17 protein-coding genes are annotated in these 16,323 nt (G+C 35.0%); 13 read left to right on the top strand and 4 right to left on the bottom strand.

Annotation, left to right across the window (positions count from 1 at the left end):
- Window positions 1-13 precede the first annotated feature (13 nt).
- Entirely contained in the window at window positions 14-520 is a 507-nt protein-coding gene (locus HM987_RS01890; RefSeq protein ID WP_179004717.1) for a hypothetical protein, read from the top strand.
- A gap of 144 nt (window positions 521-664) precedes the next feature.
- On the opposite strand, the gene xdhC is transcribed toward HM987_RS01890, so the two are convergent.
- A complete protein-coding gene (xdhC, locus tag HM987_RS01885; RefSeq protein WP_179004715.1) occupies window positions 665-1,447 on the bottom strand; it encodes a xanthine dehydrogenase accessory protein XdhC in 783 nt (260 codons plus the stop codon).
- Window positions 1,448-1,625: 178 nt separating this feature from the next.
- Between xdhC and HM987_RS01880 the strand changes: the two genes are divergently transcribed.
- From HM987_RS01880 to HM987_RS01840, 9 genes are all read left to right on the top strand, one after another.
- Window positions 1,626-1,961: an arsenosugar biosynthesis-associated peroxidase-like protein gene (locus tag HM987_RS01880; RefSeq protein ID WP_178990567.1), complete on the top strand. Its 336-nt coding sequence runs from the start codon at window positions 1,626-1,628 to the stop codon at window positions 1,959-1,961.
- An 80-nt stretch (window positions 1,962-2,041) separates the two neighbouring features.
- Window positions 2,042-3,109: an arsenosugar biosynthesis radical SAM (seleno)protein ArsS gene (arsS, locus tag HM987_RS01875; RefSeq protein ID WP_179004713.1), complete on the top strand. Its 1,068-nt coding sequence runs from the start codon at window positions 2,042-2,044 to the stop codon at window positions 3,107-3,109.
- Window positions 3,110-3,120: 11 nt separating this feature from the next.
- Window positions 3,121-3,615, top strand: a complete 495-nt coding sequence (locus HM987_RS01870) for a rhodanese-like domain-containing protein (protein WP_179004711.1) — start codon at window positions 3,121-3,123, stop codon at window positions 3,613-3,615.
- Window positions 3,608-4,243 carry a TIGR04282 family arsenosugar biosynthesis glycosyltransferase gene (locus HM987_RS01865; RefSeq protein ID WP_179004709.1) on the top strand — a complete coding sequence of 212 codons (636 nt, stop codon included), beginning with the start codon at window positions 3,608-3,610 and terminating at the stop codon, window positions 4,241-4,243. The genes HM987_RS01870 and HM987_RS01865 overlap by 8 nt, the downstream gene beginning before the upstream one ends.
- A gap of 30 nt (window positions 4,244-4,273) precedes the next feature.
- Window positions 4,274-5,089, top strand: coding sequence for a purine-nucleoside phosphorylase (locus HM987_RS01860; RefSeq protein ID WP_179004707.1), 816 nt, complete (start codon window positions 4,274-4,276; stop codon window positions 5,087-5,089).
- Between the two features lie 333 nt (window positions 5,090-5,422).
- Window positions 5,423-6,391, top strand: coding sequence for an arsenosugar biosynthesis arsenite methyltransferase ArsM (arsM, locus tag HM987_RS01855; RefSeq protein WP_179004705.1), 969 nt, complete (start codon window positions 5,423-5,425; stop codon window positions 6,389-6,391).
- 188 nt (window positions 6,392-6,579) lie between these two features.
- A complete protein-coding gene (locus HM987_RS01850) occupies window positions 6,580-7,461 on the top strand; it encodes a sterol desaturase family protein (protein ID WP_179004703.1) in 882 nt (293 codons plus the stop codon).
- Complete coding sequence (locus HM987_RS01845; RefSeq protein WP_179004701.1) at window positions 7,458-8,357, top strand: DUF547 domain-containing protein; 900 nt, start codon at window positions 7,458-7,460, stop codon at window positions 8,355-8,357. Before HM987_RS01850 ends, HM987_RS01845 begins: the two co-directional genes overlap by 4 nt.
- A gap of 33 nt (window positions 8,358-8,390) precedes the next feature.
- A complete protein-coding gene (locus HM987_RS01840) occupies window positions 8,391-9,161 on the top strand; it encodes a TIGR04283 family arsenosugar biosynthesis glycosyltransferase (protein WP_179004699.1) in 771 nt (256 codons plus the stop codon).
- Here HM987_RS01840 and HM987_RS01835 read toward each other — a convergent pair whose 3' ends face one another.
- Both HM987_RS01835 and HM987_RS01830 read right to left on the bottom strand, forming a co-directional pair.
- Window positions 9,162-9,626: a hypothetical protein gene (locus HM987_RS01835; RefSeq protein ID WP_179004697.1), complete on the bottom strand. Its 465-nt coding sequence runs from the start codon at window positions 9,624-9,626 to the stop codon at window positions 9,162-9,164. It abuts the gene before it with no gap.
- A 3-nt stretch (window positions 9,627-9,629) separates the two neighbouring features.
- On the bottom strand, window positions 9,630-10,361 hold the full coding sequence (locus tag HM987_RS01830; RefSeq protein ID WP_179004695.1) for a metallophosphoesterase family protein: 732 nt from the start codon (window positions 10,359-10,361) through the stop codon (window positions 9,630-9,632).
- 130 nt (window positions 10,362-10,491) lie between these two features.
- Here HM987_RS01830 and HM987_RS01825 point away from each other — a divergent pair, with 130 nt between their 5' ends.
- Window positions 10,492-12,033: a carboxypeptidase-like regulatory domain-containing protein gene (locus HM987_RS01825; protein ID WP_229724560.1), complete on the top strand. Its 1,542-nt coding sequence runs from the start codon at window positions 10,492-10,494 to the stop codon at window positions 12,031-12,033.
- Between the two features lie 2 nt (window positions 12,034-12,035).
- On the opposite strand, the gene HM987_RS01820 is transcribed toward HM987_RS01825, so the two are convergent.
- Complete coding sequence (locus HM987_RS01820; RefSeq protein ID WP_179004693.1) at window positions 12,036-13,043, bottom strand: glycoside hydrolase family 113; 1,008 nt, start codon at window positions 13,041-13,043, stop codon at window positions 12,036-12,038.
- Between the two features lie 122 nt (window positions 13,044-13,165).
- Here HM987_RS01820 and HM987_RS01815 point away from each other — a divergent pair, with 122 nt between their 5' ends.
- Both HM987_RS01815 and HM987_RS01810 read left to right on the top strand, forming a co-directional pair.
- Window positions 13,166-14,494 (top strand): NAD(P)/FAD-dependent oxidoreductase, encoded by a 1,329-nt coding sequence (locus tag HM987_RS01815; RefSeq protein ID WP_179004691.1) that lies wholly within the window; start codon window positions 13,166-13,168, stop codon window positions 14,492-14,494.
- Between the two features lie 91 nt (window positions 14,495-14,585).
- A complete protein-coding gene (locus tag HM987_RS01810; protein ID WP_179004689.1) occupies window positions 14,586-16,178 on the top strand; it encodes a 4Fe-4S binding protein in 1,593 nt (530 codons plus the stop codon).
- Window positions 16,179-16,323 lie beyond the last annotated feature (145 nt).

The raw sequence follows: 16,323 nt of genomic DNA, 5'->3' as shown, positions 1-16,323 counted from the left end.
ATTTTATTCAAACATGAACATTAAAAATTGCCATTGTTGTAAAAAAACATTTTATCTAGCAATAATAGATATGCCTGAAATAAAATCTAAATACAAGTCTAAGCTAAAAAAATATGGTAAAGAACCAAATAAAATGACATATGCTGAAATACTAAAATCAGTCGATGCTGTTATAACTAAAACAAATGTTCAATTTTCTTGCCCTCACTGTTCGATAGGATACATTTATGAATGCAATTTGAAACAAACCCCAAAAGGCACCAGTTTTTTATATAGTACTAAAGTAATTTTAGAAGAGAATAGAAAACATAAAAACCAAACTATATTTACAGGAAGATATTCAGGTTATCGCCAGTATTATAATTGTGAGAATATATATGAAGCTGTTTATGATAATTGTCCCGAATGTTTTGTAGAAATCGATTTTTATGACGTATATGAAGACCAAATTGTAGTATGTTCAGAATGTAATAATTATTTATCAATTTCAAAATATGGTTTAGATACAGCCGAAAATTAATAATTTTAACTGAGAATCCTTTATTGAAAGAAGTATAGAATTCTTAATTTTATAATGATTCAGAATTTCATTAACTATTGATCTTTAGTTAGTCTGAAATGGTATTATTGTTTTACACCCTAAAGTCCCCTCAAAGGAACAATTTTACAAATTAACTGAGTTTTTATAATAAACCTGAAGCAACTGTGCAACTACACTAATCGCAATCTCTTTTGGTGTATGGCCTCCAATATTCAACCCGATTGGGCAAACCACATTTTTCATACCGTCTTCCATATTCATGTCCTTAATTAACATATTATTGAAACGCACTTTTTTGGTTTTGCTACCTATTAATCCTAAAAACTTGGTTTCGTTTTGCAAGGCCATCGCAATAATATCAAAGTCAATTGCATGATTATGTGTGAGCACTAAAATATAACAACGATTTCCCCATTTTACAATATCACTGAAGGTTTTAAAATCGGTTTCCGTGGCTTGATGTGTCTTAATGCTTTCATCCAAACGGAAATTAGAAAACCAATCGTCTCTAGAATCTATAAGATGGACTTCAAAAGGTGTACCGACTAAAAGTTTGGCAATTTCAACACCGATATGTCCTGCGCCAAATATGTATAATTCTGGTGATTGGTTCATGGGTTCTATTATAAATTCAACTTTTCCGCCACAGCATTGTTCAAATTCAGGTCCTAAAGTGTATGTAGATTCAATAATTCTGTTCTCTTTTAATGCCCTAATAGCCTCGTCAATAGCTTTAAACTCTAGCTTCCCTCCTCCTATGGTTCCGTAAAATTCTTTGTCTTTCGTTACTAGCATTCGCGAACCAACCCTACAAGGTGTTGACCCTAAGCATTTTGAAACTGTTATTAATGCCACAGGTTCTTGTTTCGCTTTAAATTCTGATAAAAGTTCAATCCAGTGTTTCATTTATTTAAAAAACAGGAATTAAAAGTAAGACTTTTTTAGTGTATTCTATATTTCAATTGTTGCCTTAAATTAAATTAGCTTTCTGCTATTTTTTCTGTTAAGTTTGAGTTTATTTTTCGACAAAAACCCAATACGTATTTTTTACGTAAGTAATATAACGAACTGAAAAACCATACAAATGTCTAAAACATACTACGATCCTGCAGATTTAAGAAAATTCGGAAACATTACCGAATGGAGTGAAGAACTTGGAAATAAGTTTTTTGAGTATTACGGAAAAGTGTTTGAAGAAGGTGCGTTAACCGCACGAGAGAAATCATTAATTGCATTAGCAGTAGCACATACCGAACAATGTCCTTATTGTATAGATGCTTATTCTAAAGATACGCTTCAACGTGGCGTTACTAAAGAAGAAATGATGGAGGCTATACATGTTGGAGCTGCAATAAAAAGTGGAGCGACACTTGTTCATGGTGTGCAAATGATGAATAAGGTTAATAAATTGGATGGATAAACACGAAATACGATTGCAGATTTACGATTGTAGATTTTCCATAATTCGTAAATTGTAAATTGTAATTCATAAATTAAAATATGGCAGTAAAATCACTAAAAAAACAAGGAAGCGATTTAGCACAGAGCAATAAGCAACTCGAAATTCTCTCGAATGGAATTTTTCAAACTGGCGAATTGCCTACTTTTAAAAATAAGATTTCTGAATCCAATCAATTTCCACTTAAAGCCAAAAAATTAGAGATTCTTCAAATTAATGTGGGTTATATGTGCAACCAAGTTTGCGATCATTGCCATGTAGATGCTGGTCCGGATCGTAAAGAGATAATGACACGGGACACCATGAGACAATGTCTTGAAGTGATTAAAAATTCTGGAGCGCATACCTTAGATTTAACTGGTGGCGCACCAGAAATGAATCCCGATTTTAGATGGTTTGTTGAAGAGGCTGCTAAAGTCGGAATCAAGGACTTTATAGTCCGTTCTAATTTAACCATTATACGTGCCAATAAAAAATATTACGATTTACCCGAATTCTTTAAGAAGCATAATGTTCATGTTGTGAGCTCAATGCCACATTGGACAAGAGGTAAAACTGACAAACAGCGTGGCGATGGTGTTTTTGACAAATCCATAAAAGCTTTACAAGAATTAAATGCAGTGGGTTATGGCATGCCCAATTCTGACTTTAGATTAGATTTGGTTTATAATCCTTCGGGCGCATTTTTGCCTGGAGACCAAGCCGCCATGGAGAAGGATTTCAAAAAGGCTTTGCTTGAAGATTTCAATATTCAATTTCATAATTTATTTGCTATTACCAATTTACCAATTGCACGCTTTTTAGATTATTTAATTGCTTCTGAAAATTATGAAGATTATATGTACTCACTAGTAGAAGCATATAATCCTGCCGCAGTAAAAAATGTGATGTGCACCAACACATTATCTATAAGTTGGGATGGTTATTTGTTTGATTGTGATTTTAACCAAATGTTGGAATTGCCTGTGAATAGTAAGGTTAAGCATATTTCAGAATATAATGAAGAACTGCTTGAAGGTAGAGATATTGTCATCTCGCAACATTGTTATGGTTGTACGGCTGGTGCAGGAAGTAGTTGTCAGGGAAATACAATTCCTGCGGATGCATGAATCTCGTAATTATGAAAACGAAAATTACATTCATATTCCTATTTTTTACTGCGCTCGGTTTTTCGCAAGAACCAATTACTGAATTATTGAATAGACATAATTCTGAAAGCGTCCCATATATCTCTGTGCAGGAATTGGCGATGCCAAAAACGAAAGCCATCCTTCTTGATGCGCGTGAAGCAGAAGAATATAATGTAAGTCATTTAAAAAATGCCATTCATGTTGGTTATAATGATTTTGATTTACAGGAAACGTCAAAACAACTTAACGACAAACAACAAATGATAGTTGTGTATTGTTCCTTAGGCATACGTTCTGAAAACATTGCTGAACAACTTGAGAAAGCCGGTTACGCTAATGTTTTTAATTTATTTGGTGGTATTTTTGAATGGAAAAATAACGGTTTTAAGGTTTACAATAACAAAGATGAACCCACAGAAAATGTCCATGCATTTTCAAAAACTTGGAGCCAGTGGCTCCTAAAAGGCAATAAAATATATGACTGATTCGCTTGTAATTGTGTTTGTAAAAAACATAAAATTAGGTACTGTAAAAACACGACTCGCTAAAACCATCGGCGATTTTGGTGCTTTTGAGGTGTATTCTGAATTGGTTAAGATTACCGAAAATGCAACTGAAGCTTTAACGGTTGACAAACGCATTTATTTCTCGAATGCCGTTGTGAATACCAAATGGAAAAACGATTCTAAAACCGTTCAAAATGGAAAGGATTTAGGGGAACGCATGCTTAATGCTTTTAAAGATGGATTTGATTCAGGTTATAAAAAAATTGTTTTAATTGGTTCCGATTTACCTGAAATAAGTTCTACACATATCAGCAACGGCCTAAAAGCATTAGAAACCAGCGACGTCGTCTTCGGACCAGCGGAAGATGGTGGTTATTATTTAGTCGGTTTATCTAAGATGCACACCTCGATTTTTACGAATAAACCTTGGAGTCAACCTCATCTATTAACTGAAACGTTACAAGAGTTACATAAAAATAATATTGCAGTTAGTACCTTAGACACTTTAAATGACATCGATACTTATGAAGATTTAATTGCTTCAGATTTTTATAAATCCAACTTAAAATTACAAGAAAAAATACAAGTAGAAATTTTTAACCAATAAAACAGACTTCCTTTTTCAAGGAAGATAAATATGATTAAATTTATTAATGAAAGCACAGAATACTTACAAAGCAAAGGTTTTGAAAAGCCTGAAATCGGTATCATTTTAGGTACAGGTTTAGGACAATTGATTGATGAAATCGATATCTTAGCAGAAGCAAGTTATAACCACATACCCAACTTTCCCACAGCAACCGTTGAGTTTCATAAAGGCAAATTGATTTACGGCCTTCTGAAAGGAAAGAAAGTTGTTGTGATGCAAGGACGTTTTCATGTTTACGAAGGTTATACCTTACAAGATGTCACTTTTCCTGTTCGGATTATGGAAAAATTGGGCATAAAAACCCTTTTGGTTTCTAATGCTTCTGGCGCTATTAATCTCAACTTTAAGAAAGGCGAATTAATGCTTATTGAGGATCATATCAATCTTCAAGGCGGTTCGCCATTAGCTTTTAAAGGCGTTTCGGAATTGGGAGAACGATTTACCGATATGAGCGCACCATATGATGCTGAAATCAATTTGAAATTTGAAAGTATCGCCAAAGAACACAACATCACCTTACACAAAGGGGTTTATGCCTCTGTTGTTGGTCCTCAACTCGAAACACGAGCGGAATACAGAATGCTGAAAACTATTGGTGCAGATGCTGTTGGCATGAGTACAGTTCCAGAAATCATTGTTGCGAACCACTTAAAGTTAAAAGCCGCTGCAGTTTCTGTTTTAACTGATGAATGCGACCCAGATAACCTGAAACCTGTAGATATTTCAGAGATTATTGCCATGGCCGAAAAAGCTGAACCGAATATGATTATCCTCTTTAAGGAACTGATTAGGAGTTTGAAATAATAAAAAAATAGTGGGTTTTTGATTTTACTTAGTCGAAATTCAATTCCCATATCAATTCAAGGAATTGACCATTGAAATGCAGAATATAAAAATTAAATCGTTAAGAATTATTGAAGCCTTGGAAAAAATTTAGATTTAATTTTTGGTTTTTATTCCAACTAAGGAATTAAAAATTCCTCATTTCAATTTGATTTTTTTGGTTTTGCTTCACAACATACTTTGATTTAAAACAGTGTTTTAAACTCCGTAGTGTATCAAGACAAAATGAACTAAGAAAATGAAAAACGTATATTAATTAAAATTGAGATTCCTGCCTTCGCAGGAAAGAAAAAAATGAGTTACTTAGAAGCCACAAACGACCTATACAAAGAAGCAGCACTAACACCAGATGTTGGATTATGCTGTACTACAAATCCGATTTGGGAATTACCAGGATTAAAAATCCCCAAAATCATGCAAGAAATGAACTATGGCTGTGGCTCTACGGTTCATGCTCGTGATTTAACCAACAATCCAAAAATGCTTTATGTTGGTGTTGGTGGAGGTATGGAATTATTACAATTCTCATATTTTAACAGACAAAAAAGTGGTGTTATTGGTGTGGATGTCGTGGATGAAATGCTAGAAGCCTCCCGTAAAAACTTTAAGGAAGCCGAAGCACAAAATGATTGGTTTAAATCTGAATTTGTTGACCTAAAAAAAGGCGATGCCATGAATCTTCCTGTTGAAGATAATAGTATTGATGTTGCCGCTCAAAACTGCCTGTTCAACATTTTTAAGGCTGAAGATTTAAAGAAAGCCATTGCAGAGATGTATCGTGTTTTAAAACCGCATGGTCGGTTGGTAATGAGCGATCCTACTTGCGAACAACCTATGAATGATGAACTTCGGAACGACGACAGATTACGTGCGCTATGTTTAAGTGGAAGTTTACCCATTGCTGACTATGTAAAAGCTTTAACTGATGCTGGTTTTGGAACTATTGAAATCAGAGCTCGTAAACCGTATAGAATTCTTGATCCGAAGCATTACCCAACCGATGATTTGATTTATATCGAATCCATAGAAGTAGCGGCCATAAAAGATCCGATGCCTGCAGATGGTCCTTGTATTTTTACTGGCAAAGCAGCCATCTATTATGGCGACGAAGATTATTTCGATGATAAATTAGGACATGTTTTATTAAAGAATCAACCTTTGGCGGTTTGTGATAAAACTGCTGGTGCCTTGGCAAGTTTAGGAAGGGATGACATTTTTATCAGTGAATCTACATTTCACTATGATGGTGGAGGATGTTGTTAATTTCCTGCGAAGGCAGGAATCCCTTAATTGGATCTAAGTTTATATCGAGAAATACTCTTCAAGGACTTTTTTTCGATCTTAAAGGTATATAATGAATAAAACCAATGCTCTCGAAGATAATAAGTTGTGGTTAGAATAAATAGAGACCTTTCAGGTTTTGAAAACCTGAAAGGTCAAACAACATTAACATGCAGAAGTACCTAGACATCATAAAAAACTCCTATTTGGGATATTGGAATTATCTCAAGTATGAACTCATTGACCTCAATCACTGGGATAACTTTTTTTATGGCCTTATTGTAATCTCAATTGCGGTATGGCTACTTGAAATCGCTTTTCCTTGGCGAAAAGGTCAAGCTATTTTTAGAAAAGATTTCTGGTTGGATACATTTTACATGTTCTTTAATTTCTTTTTGTTGAACCTCATCGTTTTTATTGCCTTATCCAATACAGCTTCGGAACTGTTTAATGATATTTTAGGAGTTGTTGGTTTATCAATTTCAAATTTTCAATTGTTTGATGTGGATGAACTTCCTATGTGGTTAGGCTTATTTATCTTTTTTATAGTTTCAGATTTTGTGCAATGGAATACGCATCGCCTGTTACATCGCGTGCCTTGGCTGTGGAATTTTCACAAAGTACATCATTCCGTAAAAGAAATGGGCTTTGCCGCTCATTTGCGATACCATTGGATGGAACCAGTGGTTTACAAATCCATTTTGTATATTCCTATTGCTATCATTGGTGGTTTTGATGCACAAGATGTCGCTATTGTTTATTTCTTTAGCATTGCAATTGGCCATTTGAATCATGCCAATTTAGGTTGGGACTATGGCTTTTTAAAGTATATTTTCAACAATCCAAAGATGCACATTTGGCATCATGTTAAAGCACTACCTCAGCATGTAAGGTATGGCGTAAACTATGGACTAACATTAAGTCTTTGGGATTATATTTTTAAAACCGACTATGTGCCACACAACGGAAGGGATATTGAATTGGGTTTTGATGGTGATGATAAATTTCCCAAAGATTTTTTGAGTCAGGAATTATATCCATTAAAAAAATGAAAGCGATTTTATTATTTGTATTTACTTTTATAGTTTCATCATGTTGTGGAACAAATAAAGCCATTGTATATCAATCTCAGCAAACAAAAGAAATAGTTGCTGCAACTGAATTACCAGATACGATTGAAACAGCTGCCATACGTGAAACTCTACAATCGCCTAAAGAAAGCAATTCTATTAAGATAAGTTTAGGTGAAGACGGAACGGAGAGCGACGATGGTGTTTCTATAACTACTGAAATTATTTATACAGAAGCATTTGACCATTCTATTTTCAACGCATTACTCAAAAAACACGTCTCAGAAAATGGACATGTAGATTACAAAGGTTTCAAAAGTGATGCTAAATCCTTACAAAATTATATCGCCTTACTTAAAACATATCAACCTAAAGACAGTTGGTCTAAAGAAGATAAATTGGCCTATTGGATTAACGCCTACAACGCATTAACCATTGATTTAATCCTACGTAACTACCCAACAAAAAGCATCAAGGACATCAAAAATCCTTGGGATCAACGTTTATGGCAGTTTGGCGATAAATGGCTCAATCTTAATGCTATTGAACACGATATTTTAAGGAATATGGATGAGCCTCGAATTCATTTTGCCATTGTCTGTGCTTCGGTGTCATGTCCAACATTACAGAATGACGCTTTTATAGCCTCAAACTTAGAAGCACAATTGACCAATGCTACTAAAGAATTTTTGGCAGATTCATCTAAAAATGAAATCTCTCAAAACAACCTAAGGTTGTCAAAAATTTTCAAATGGTTTAAAAAAGACTTTGAGCAAAATGGTAGTCTTATTGATTTTCTGAATCAATACACAACGGTTGCCATTTCAGAATCTGCTGAAAAAAGTTATAAAGATTATAATTGGGATTTAAACGATTAAAACCCTTATTTTATAATTTCCGTAAATAACTATATGATAAGCATAATTATTCCTGTTTTGAATGAAGTTGAAATTATTGGTGATTTACTAAATCATCTCAATGAAAATGCAACGTCGTCAAATATTTCAGAAATTATAGTCGTCGATGGTGGCAGTACGGATGGGACAACTGAAAGTGTTTTAGGATATAGTCCTCAGCGGAACATCCAAAACTCGGATCCTGAATCAACACTTCGACAAACTCAGCACAACAGTTCAGGATTGGAGCATCAATCAAAATTAGTTTTGATTGATGCTCCAAAAGGACGAGCAAAACAACTGAACACAGGAGCAAAACATGCCAAAGGTGAAATTTTGTATTTTCTTCATGCGGACTCTTTGCCTCCTAAAGACTTTGACCAACTGATAATTAATGAAGTCGAAAAAGGCAACAAAGCCGGTTGTTTTAGATTGCAGTTTGATAGTAACCATTGGTGGTTACGATTGGCGAGTTGGTTAACGCAATTTTCTTGGCGTGCTTGCAGAGGTGGCGATCAAAGCCAGTTTATTACGCGCGAACTTTTTGATGCCATTGGTGGTTATGATGAGGATTATATCATTTATGAGGACAATATTCTAATCAATGAGCTCTATGCTCGTAACGAATTTGTAGTTATCAATAAAAAACTTAAAACTTCAGCACGACTCTATCGCAAACATGGCGTTTGGAAATTGCAATATCACTTTTGGGCGATTTATGTAAAGAAATGGTTTGGTGCTTCGGCTGATGAGTTGTTGGCTTATTATAGGAAGTATGTTTGTTGATTAAGCTTCTCCATTAGGAATTATTCTTCCTCCTGTTTTTTTTGTTAAATTAATTTTTGTTCTAAAGTAACTATTACCTCCATCAAATACCATAAACCAATCACTTAGATCAATCCATTCATTTTGTGGGTCACAACGATAGGAATAGATTAATAGAATCTCTTCTTTTTTATCATTAAGGGTTGGAATAATAAAGAATCGATATTCATTAATATCAATTTGGTGATTTCCATTCTCATCATTATAGCTTTTTAGACTATCTTCTAAAATTGAAAAAAACAAACTAATTTCGGTGTCATTTAAAGATGTTCTTGAATTCCTTTTATAATGAGGATAGCCAAGATTTTCATTATTTACTTGAGTAATTGCAGAATCAAAGTCAATGATTTTGTAATTGTCTTTATATTTTCTTGATTGACAGTTAAAAACTAAAATGAATACTAAAAATAATACAATTTTATTCATACGTCATTGTTTATTCCTTCCCAATTCATTCGGATACAAATCTTTCAAAGCATCACTCTGAAAAATCACTTTCGTTTCAACATCCATAGCAGATAATTGTCCTGTAAATGCAGCACCTGTATCCATATTCCAAACATTAATGGCATTCATTGGTTTATGTTTATTAAAATTTATCGTTGGTGTATGTCCAATATAAATTTCAGAATAATGTTTTAATCGGTTGGGATAAATTACGGAGTCCTTTTCAATCCGATTATCCATTGTTAAAGCCATTTCCCAAAGGGTTCTATCAAAATAAAAATTTCTGATGTCGGTTTCCTTTTCAACGCCATGCATAGAAGTAAAACCTGCATGTATAAAAAGTCTATTTTCATTGTCAATATGATATAATGGCATGGCTTCAAAAAATTGAAGATGTTTTGCTTTTTCTGATTTAGAATAACCGTGATAACTCTCAATAGTTCCTTTTCCACCATGATTATACCAAACGTCGTTTAGTGTACCAGATGCCAACCATTCCTCACACCAAACATCATGATTTCCTTTTATAAATATGCATGAGTTTTTCTCTGAAGCCTCTAACAGGTATTCTATCACTTGAGCAGACTCACTCCATCCGTCCACATAATCGCCAAGAAAAATCAAAGTGTCGTTTTTTGTTATATCGGCCCTTTCGAAAAGTTGAATTAATCCTCTCAGTCCTCCATGAATATCTCCAATCACTAATGTTCGCATCTATGTTTTTATTAATTTTAATTAAAGTTAGCAATTATCTCTTAATTTTTCCTAAAGTTTTTAAACTTAGAACAATTCTTACTTAATAATAGTTTAAATTGAATTTCTTAATTATTTAAACTTATACATAGTGAAACCTATATTAATGTATTCCAAAAGCATCATCATTGCCATAGCATTTTTTGGACTATCGTATTCCTATGGGCAAGAAACGTTCTCTTCGAGATTATTGGATTCTAAAACAGAGGAACCTGTTGCTTTTGCTACCATTCAATTTAACTATAAATCTGGAGTGATCAGTAATGATAATGGCGAATTCAACATTACCATAAAACGTGACGTAACCGCAACCGACTCTCTAATGATAAGTTGCTTGGGCTACGAAGAAAAACGAATTCCACTATTAAACTTTGATAATTCCAATATCTATCTCAAACCGAAAACTGTGGATCTTTCCGAAGTTTTAGTCACGAATAAAAACTACACCATCGACGAGATTTTAGATAAAATAGAAGACGGACTTTACACTAATTACGATTTTGGTTATGCCAAACGGAAACTCTTTTTCAGGGCTTCCAAATATATTCATATGGACAAGCGCTATGTGGATCTCGAAGAATCGACCATTCCAGAAATCAATCAGCATTTTGTAGATAGTTTAATTCAGATTATACCAGAAAGCATCGATAACCACACAGAGATTCTCGGCGAACTATATGGTGAGATTTCGCGAGGTAAACCTCAAAAAATGGAAATTTTAAAAGCCAGTCGGCTTTTTGATAAATCTACAGAAGTGGATCTGAATAATTATGCGGAACGCTTAAATGGCATCCTTAAAAAACACATTAAACGGGATTCTTATTTTAAAATAAAATCGGGATGGTTTAGTGTAAAACAGGATATAGATACGACGCTATTTGACGAAAATCAAGAAAAAACGGTTTCCAAACCGTTACTGGCCGAACAAAACAAAAGGGATTCCATTCAAAAACTCAATTTTTTACCTGAGAAAAAAACAATGATCCATCAATTTGAAAACAACAATTTTATTGATGAGGATAATGACCTCAACTTTATCCATAAATCGAGACGTTACGAATTTGAAATTTCAGATTATGCATATATCGATGATATGTTTGTATATGTGATCACTTTTGAGCCCAAAAGACGTGAGGATTTTGCTGGCACAATGTATGTGAATACCGAAGATTTTGCCGTAGTGCGAGTGGACTATAATAATGTAGAATCCCTAAGTGATTTTTCATTACTCGGGATTTCGAGTAAAAAATACTTAAAAAAAGGGACGATCATCTTTCGTAAAAATAGCAATGAGAAGTATGTTTTAAAATATAGAGATGAAACTTTAGGCGAACAATTCGGCATTAAAAGACCGCTTAAAATTGTCGAAAAAAATAAAAATGTTCGTGGCAGACGCAAACAGAATGAAATAAAAGCTGAGATTCATTTTATAGGTAGAAATATTGAAAAAACAGAACTGGTTGTTTTTGAGACGGCCGTTATTACAGCATCAGATTACGCCAATTTTAAAGAAAAAACTTTAGTTAAACCAACGCATTTAAGCCAATATGATCCTGAGTTCTGGAAAGGTTATAATATCATTGAGCCCAATAAAGCCCTAAAGGATTTTAAGGTGCTTGACACTGAAAACTAGATTTACTTTTTCTTATAATGAGCTTTAATTATTTGTTCTACAGGTTTATTCTGTGGTGTAAATTGGTTATTTTCCATGCCTCCAACGTTATGATGTTCCCTAAACCATTTCCACAAGTAACCTCCAGCAAACCACTCTTCATTCCAAACCGCATCAAATAAAGCTTGCGTGGCGTTATTTTGAGCTTCGTGATTAACAGACGTCATAGAACGGTCGTATCTCCAAGGCTCTTTTGCTGTATAATCCACACTTCTATACCCATATTCCGTAAACAATATTGGTCTGTTAAGCTTTTCGGAAAAGCCTTTTAAACCTTGCTTGTGTTTTTCCCAACCCTTTAGGCAATCTTCAATGGTTGGTGTTTGCATATCACTTACGGGAAAGTAGGCATCGATACCAATATAATCCAATTCCGTCCAAAAAGGAGTTCGCCAAAACTCGTCCCAATTGGCCGCATAGGTCAGTTTTCCCGTATAAATCAGTTTAATATCCTTAATAAGTGCCGACCAATACGCTGGCCTGTTTTTTATAAATTCTTCAAGCTCGGTGCCGATACAAAACACTTCAGCATTTACGTCTTCCGCCAATGCCGCATATTCCAAAATAAAATCTGAATAGGACTTTTCGAGTTGTTTCCAGTCGGCTTCAGTGTCCATTTTTAAAAACCCTGTAAACTCACCGTGCCAAAGCCATAACTGAGGTTTTATCATGATATTTATATCATGTTTTCTGAGTTCCTCGATATACTGTTTTGCGCCCTCCCTAGTTTCACCAAACCACTGTCGGTCTGAGTTATGAATAATTTCAGGATGACTTTTGTCCCTAATAAAACCAAAAGGCATTATCGCAGCAGCATTAGCATTAATGTTAACTACAGGTATGGTATGTGTGGTATCGATAGCACTTCTGGCAGCTACAAAACTAACACCATTGATTTTCCCAGTTTTATAAGGAGCTGCAGCACAACCTATAAAAATAAGAACTAAAAGCCCATGTAAAAAAGGTCGCATACGTTGAAATTTATTCCTAAATTTAAAGAAATTAGGTGAATCACTTAAGGTTTTAACAAAAGCTTCGACATAAAGATCGACTAACTATTTAAAAAAGATATCCGATTTCTCGGATAATAAATATGGAACACATCGTCATTATTGGCAATGGAATTTCTGGGGTTACACTAGCCAGACATATCCGAAAGCTATCCAGCCAGCCTGACGGACAGGCAGGTAAAAAAATCACCCTTGTTTCCGCAGAAACCGAATACTTCTTCTCACGCACCGCATTAATGTACATTTATATGGGTCATATGACCTTTGAACACACGCAACCTTACGAAAATTGGTTTTGGGAAAAGAACAGAATTGAACTTAAAAAAGGTTATGTAAAAAAGGTTGAAACCCAATCTAAAACACTTCACTTTGCCGAAGGCGACACCTTACAATACGATACCTTAGTGATTGCAACAGGAAGTAAGCCTAATAAATTTGGATGGCCAGGACAAGATTTGGAAGGTGTTATGGGCATGTACCACAAACAAGATTTAGATAACCTTGAAAAGCATGCACCTAATAACAAAGTCTGTAAACGCGCCGTCATTGTTGGTGGCGGACTAATTGGAATTGAATTGGCTGAAATGTTGAATTCCAGAAACATTCCTGTCACGTTTTTAGTAAGGGAAGCCAGTTTTTGGAATGGTGTTTTGCCTGAAGGCGAAAGCCAAATGATCAACAGGCATATTAAGAATCACCATATCGATTTACGACTTTCCACGAACCTGAAAGAAATAAAATCGGACGAGAACGGTACAGTAAAATCCATAATTATTGAAGAAACAGGCGAGGAAATTCTTTGTGATGTCGTTGGACTAACAGCAGGCGTGACACCGAATATTGATTTTCTTAAAGATTCTGAAATTGAAACTGGTAGAGGCGTTAAGGTTAATCGGTTTTTAGAAACTAATATACCAGATGTATATGCTATCGGTGATTGTGCAGAACAGCAAGAACCTTCTGGCAATCGCAGACCAGTTGAAGCCGTTTGGTACACAGGACGAATGATGGGAGAGGTTTTAGCACAAACCATCTGCGGAAATAAAATGCCTTATAATCCAGGACATTGGTTTAATTCTGCAAAATTTATGGATATTGAATATCAAACTTATGGATGGGTATTTGGCGAAAAAGGACGACCAGATTATGAACAACATTTTCATTGGAAACACAGCGATGACACTAAATGTATTACTGTAGCGTATCATAAAGACACCAATGTCTTTTTAGGAATCAATACGTTTGGGATACGATTAAAACATGAAACTTTTGACAAATGGTTGACGGAAAAGCGTGATGTAGATTATGTTATATCAAATTTAAAAGACGCTAATTTTGATCCTGAGTTTTATGCAAGATTTGAAGATGAGATTCTAGCTGCATATAAGAGGCAATCACTGCTTGTTGAATAACGTAAAGACCTCAAAAGTCCCGAAGCGTCGGGACTGTAAACCTGTGAGGTCGGGAAAAATATAATAATAAATTTAAAAGGCTTTCAAAGCTATGAACACACCAAAACCAAGCATGTCGCTTACAAAACCAGAGGCGTTTGATTTAACTACCAAGCAGCGCATCTATGTCGCTATTGGTATGATCGGACTCATAATTTTAGCTCTAGCGACCTTCAATGTCACGTTTCCCTATAGAACCATAGTACTAACTATCGCATTGCTATCCATTAGCATTGGCATCGTTTTGTTTGCAAATGACCTGTATATTAAAAAACTACCAGGCATTAAAAACGATGGTGTAATGTTTAAATCCATATCCTCTCGAGGCCTTTGGGCTTGGATTTCCGGACTAGCTTTTACGGGATTTTATATTCTTCTTTATTTTAAGGCAAGTTGGCTGGGCCTTGGAACTGATGGTGCAGAAAACACAGGTTTAGTAGCCCTTTTTGACCCATTGAGCCAATTCTTAAATGGTGGACAAGCCAGTCAGTGGTTTGTTTATGGCACATTATATACCATTGCGATTTTAGTTTTTGGGTATAAATTTTTATTGAAATACCGTCACAATAAATATGAACGCTTACGTACGTTTTCAGTAATGTTCTTTCAACTGGCATTTGCGTTTTTGATTCCTGAGTTTATGGCACGTTTAAATTCAGATTCGTTCAGTTTACCCTATTATGATTTAAAGAATATCTGGCCGCTCAATTATTATAATTTTGAACAATACCGTGTAAATTCCTTTATTGAAGCTGGTGATATTGGTTTAGCATTGTTGATTTTTGGAATTCTATCCATATTCGTCATTACACCAATTCTCACCTTTAAATACGGAAAACGATGGTACTGCTCATGGGTCTGTGGTTGTGGAGGTTTGGCTGAAACTGCAGGTGATTCTTTTAGGCATTTAAGCGACAAGCGACAGTTTGCTTGGAAAATTGAACGTTGGGTTGTACATAGTGTTGTGGTTTTTGTGGTGTTAATGACCACTGCGGTTGTTTATTCGTACTTAGGAGATGATTCTAGCAAATATTGGTTGACAAAGCGTACCTTTTTAATTGGTGTTGCAACGCTTCTAACCGTTGTTTTTGCTTGGGTCATGATTTTTAAACGAGAGCAATTAGCTAAAGACGCCCAATATGGTGCGGTCGGTTATTTTGTGATCATATTGGTTTTGTTGGGGATTCACTTTTTCAATGGGTCTAATTTATTTTTATTCAAAGCTGAAACCTTGCGTCAGAGCTACGGTTTTCTAATTGGTGCCATATTTTCTGGCGTAATTGGGACTGGGTTCTATCCTATTTTTGGTAATCGTGTGTGGTGCCGTTTTGGTTGTCCTATGGCTGCTATTCTTGGTTTTCAGCAACGTTTATTTTCAAGATTTAGAATTACGACCAATGGTGGCCAATGCATCTCATGCGGTAATTGCTCTACCTATTGTGAAATGGGAATTGATGTAAGAGCCTATGCGCAAAAAGGTGAAAATATTGTACGGTCCAGCTGTGTGGGTTGTGGCATTTGTTCCGCAGTCTGCCCAAGAGGCGTGTTGAGATTGGAAAATGATAGTATGAAAGGACGTATTAATGCAAATGAAATTCTTTTAGGAAATGATGTGGATTTGATGGATTTGGTGAATGAGAAATAGTTCGCAGTCGCTGTCTCAGTCTCAGTCGCAGTCGCAGTCTCAGTCGCAGTCGAAGTTGCATAAATAATATTAGATTTGACACAACTCAACCAAGTTTTTTCGGGAATTTGAACTAATCATTGCCCTATAAAAATAAGAGACCAAT

The organism is Winogradskyella forsetii, from assembly GCF_013394595.1.
Classification (GTDB): domain Bacteria; phylum Bacteroidota; class Bacteroidia; order Flavobacteriales; family Flavobacteriaceae; genus Winogradskyella; species Winogradskyella forsetii.
The sequence above is the reverse complement of the archived record's forward strand: the minus strand, read 5'-3'. Positions and strand labels throughout refer to the sequence as shown.

Excerpts from the sequence above, each read along its gene's own strand:
- HM987_RS01850 (WP_179004703.1), top strand. The coding sequence starts at position 6,580 with ATGCAGAAGTACCTAGACATCATAAAAAACTCCTATTTGGGATATTGG.
- HM987_RS01880 (WP_178990567.1), top strand. The coding sequence starts at position 1,626 with ATGTCTAAAACATACTACGATCCTGCAGATTTAAGAAAATTCGGAAAC.
- HM987_RS01860 (WP_179004707.1), top strand. The coding sequence starts at position 4,274 with ATGATTAAATTTATTAATGAAAGCACAGAATACTTACAAAGCAAAGGT.
- HM987_RS01810 (WP_179004689.1), top strand. The coding sequence starts at position 14,586 with ATGAACACACCAAAACCAAGCATGTCGCTTACAAAACCAGAGGCGTTT.
- HM987_RS01820 (WP_179004693.1), bottom strand. The coding sequence starts at position 13,043 with ATGCGACCTTTTTTACATGGGCTTTTAGTTCTTATTTTTATAGGTTGT.
- HM987_RS01870 (WP_179004711.1), top strand. The coding sequence starts at position 3,121 with ATGAAAACGAAAATTACATTCATATTCCTATTTTTTACTGCGCTCGGT.
- HM987_RS01835 (WP_179004697.1), bottom strand. The coding sequence starts at position 9,626 with ATGAATAAAATTGTATTATTTTTAGTATTCATTTTAGTTTTTAACTGT.
- xdhC (WP_179004715.1), bottom strand. The coding sequence starts at position 1,447 with ATGAAACACTGGATTGAACTTTTATCAGAATTTAAAGCGAAACAAGAA.
- arsM (WP_179004705.1), top strand. The coding sequence starts at position 5,423 with ATGAGTTACTTAGAAGCCACAAACGACCTATACAAAGAAGCAGCACTA.
- arsS (WP_179004713.1), top strand. The coding sequence starts at position 2,042 with ATGGCAGTAAAATCACTAAAAAAACAAGGAAGCGATTTAGCACAGAGC.
- HM987_RS01840 (WP_179004699.1), top strand. The coding sequence starts at position 8,391 with ATGATAAGCATAATTATTCCTGTTTTGAATGAAGTTGAAATTATTGGT.
- HM987_RS01890 (WP_179004717.1), top strand. The coding sequence starts at position 14 with ATGAACATTAAAAATTGCCATTGTTGTAAAAAAACATTTTATCTAGCA.
- HM987_RS01845 (WP_179004701.1), top strand. The coding sequence starts at position 7,458 with ATGAAAGCGATTTTATTATTTGTATTTACTTTTATAGTTTCATCATGT.
- HM987_RS01830 (WP_179004695.1), bottom strand. The coding sequence starts at position 10,361 with ATGCGAACATTAGTGATTGGAGATATTCATGGAGGACTGAGAGGATTA.
- HM987_RS01865 (WP_179004709.1), top strand. The coding sequence starts at position 3,608 with ATGACTGATTCGCTTGTAATTGTGTTTGTAAAAAACATAAAATTAGGT.
- HM987_RS01815 (WP_179004691.1), top strand. The coding sequence starts at position 13,166 with ATGGAACACATCGTCATTATTGGCAATGGAATTTCTGGGGTTACACTA.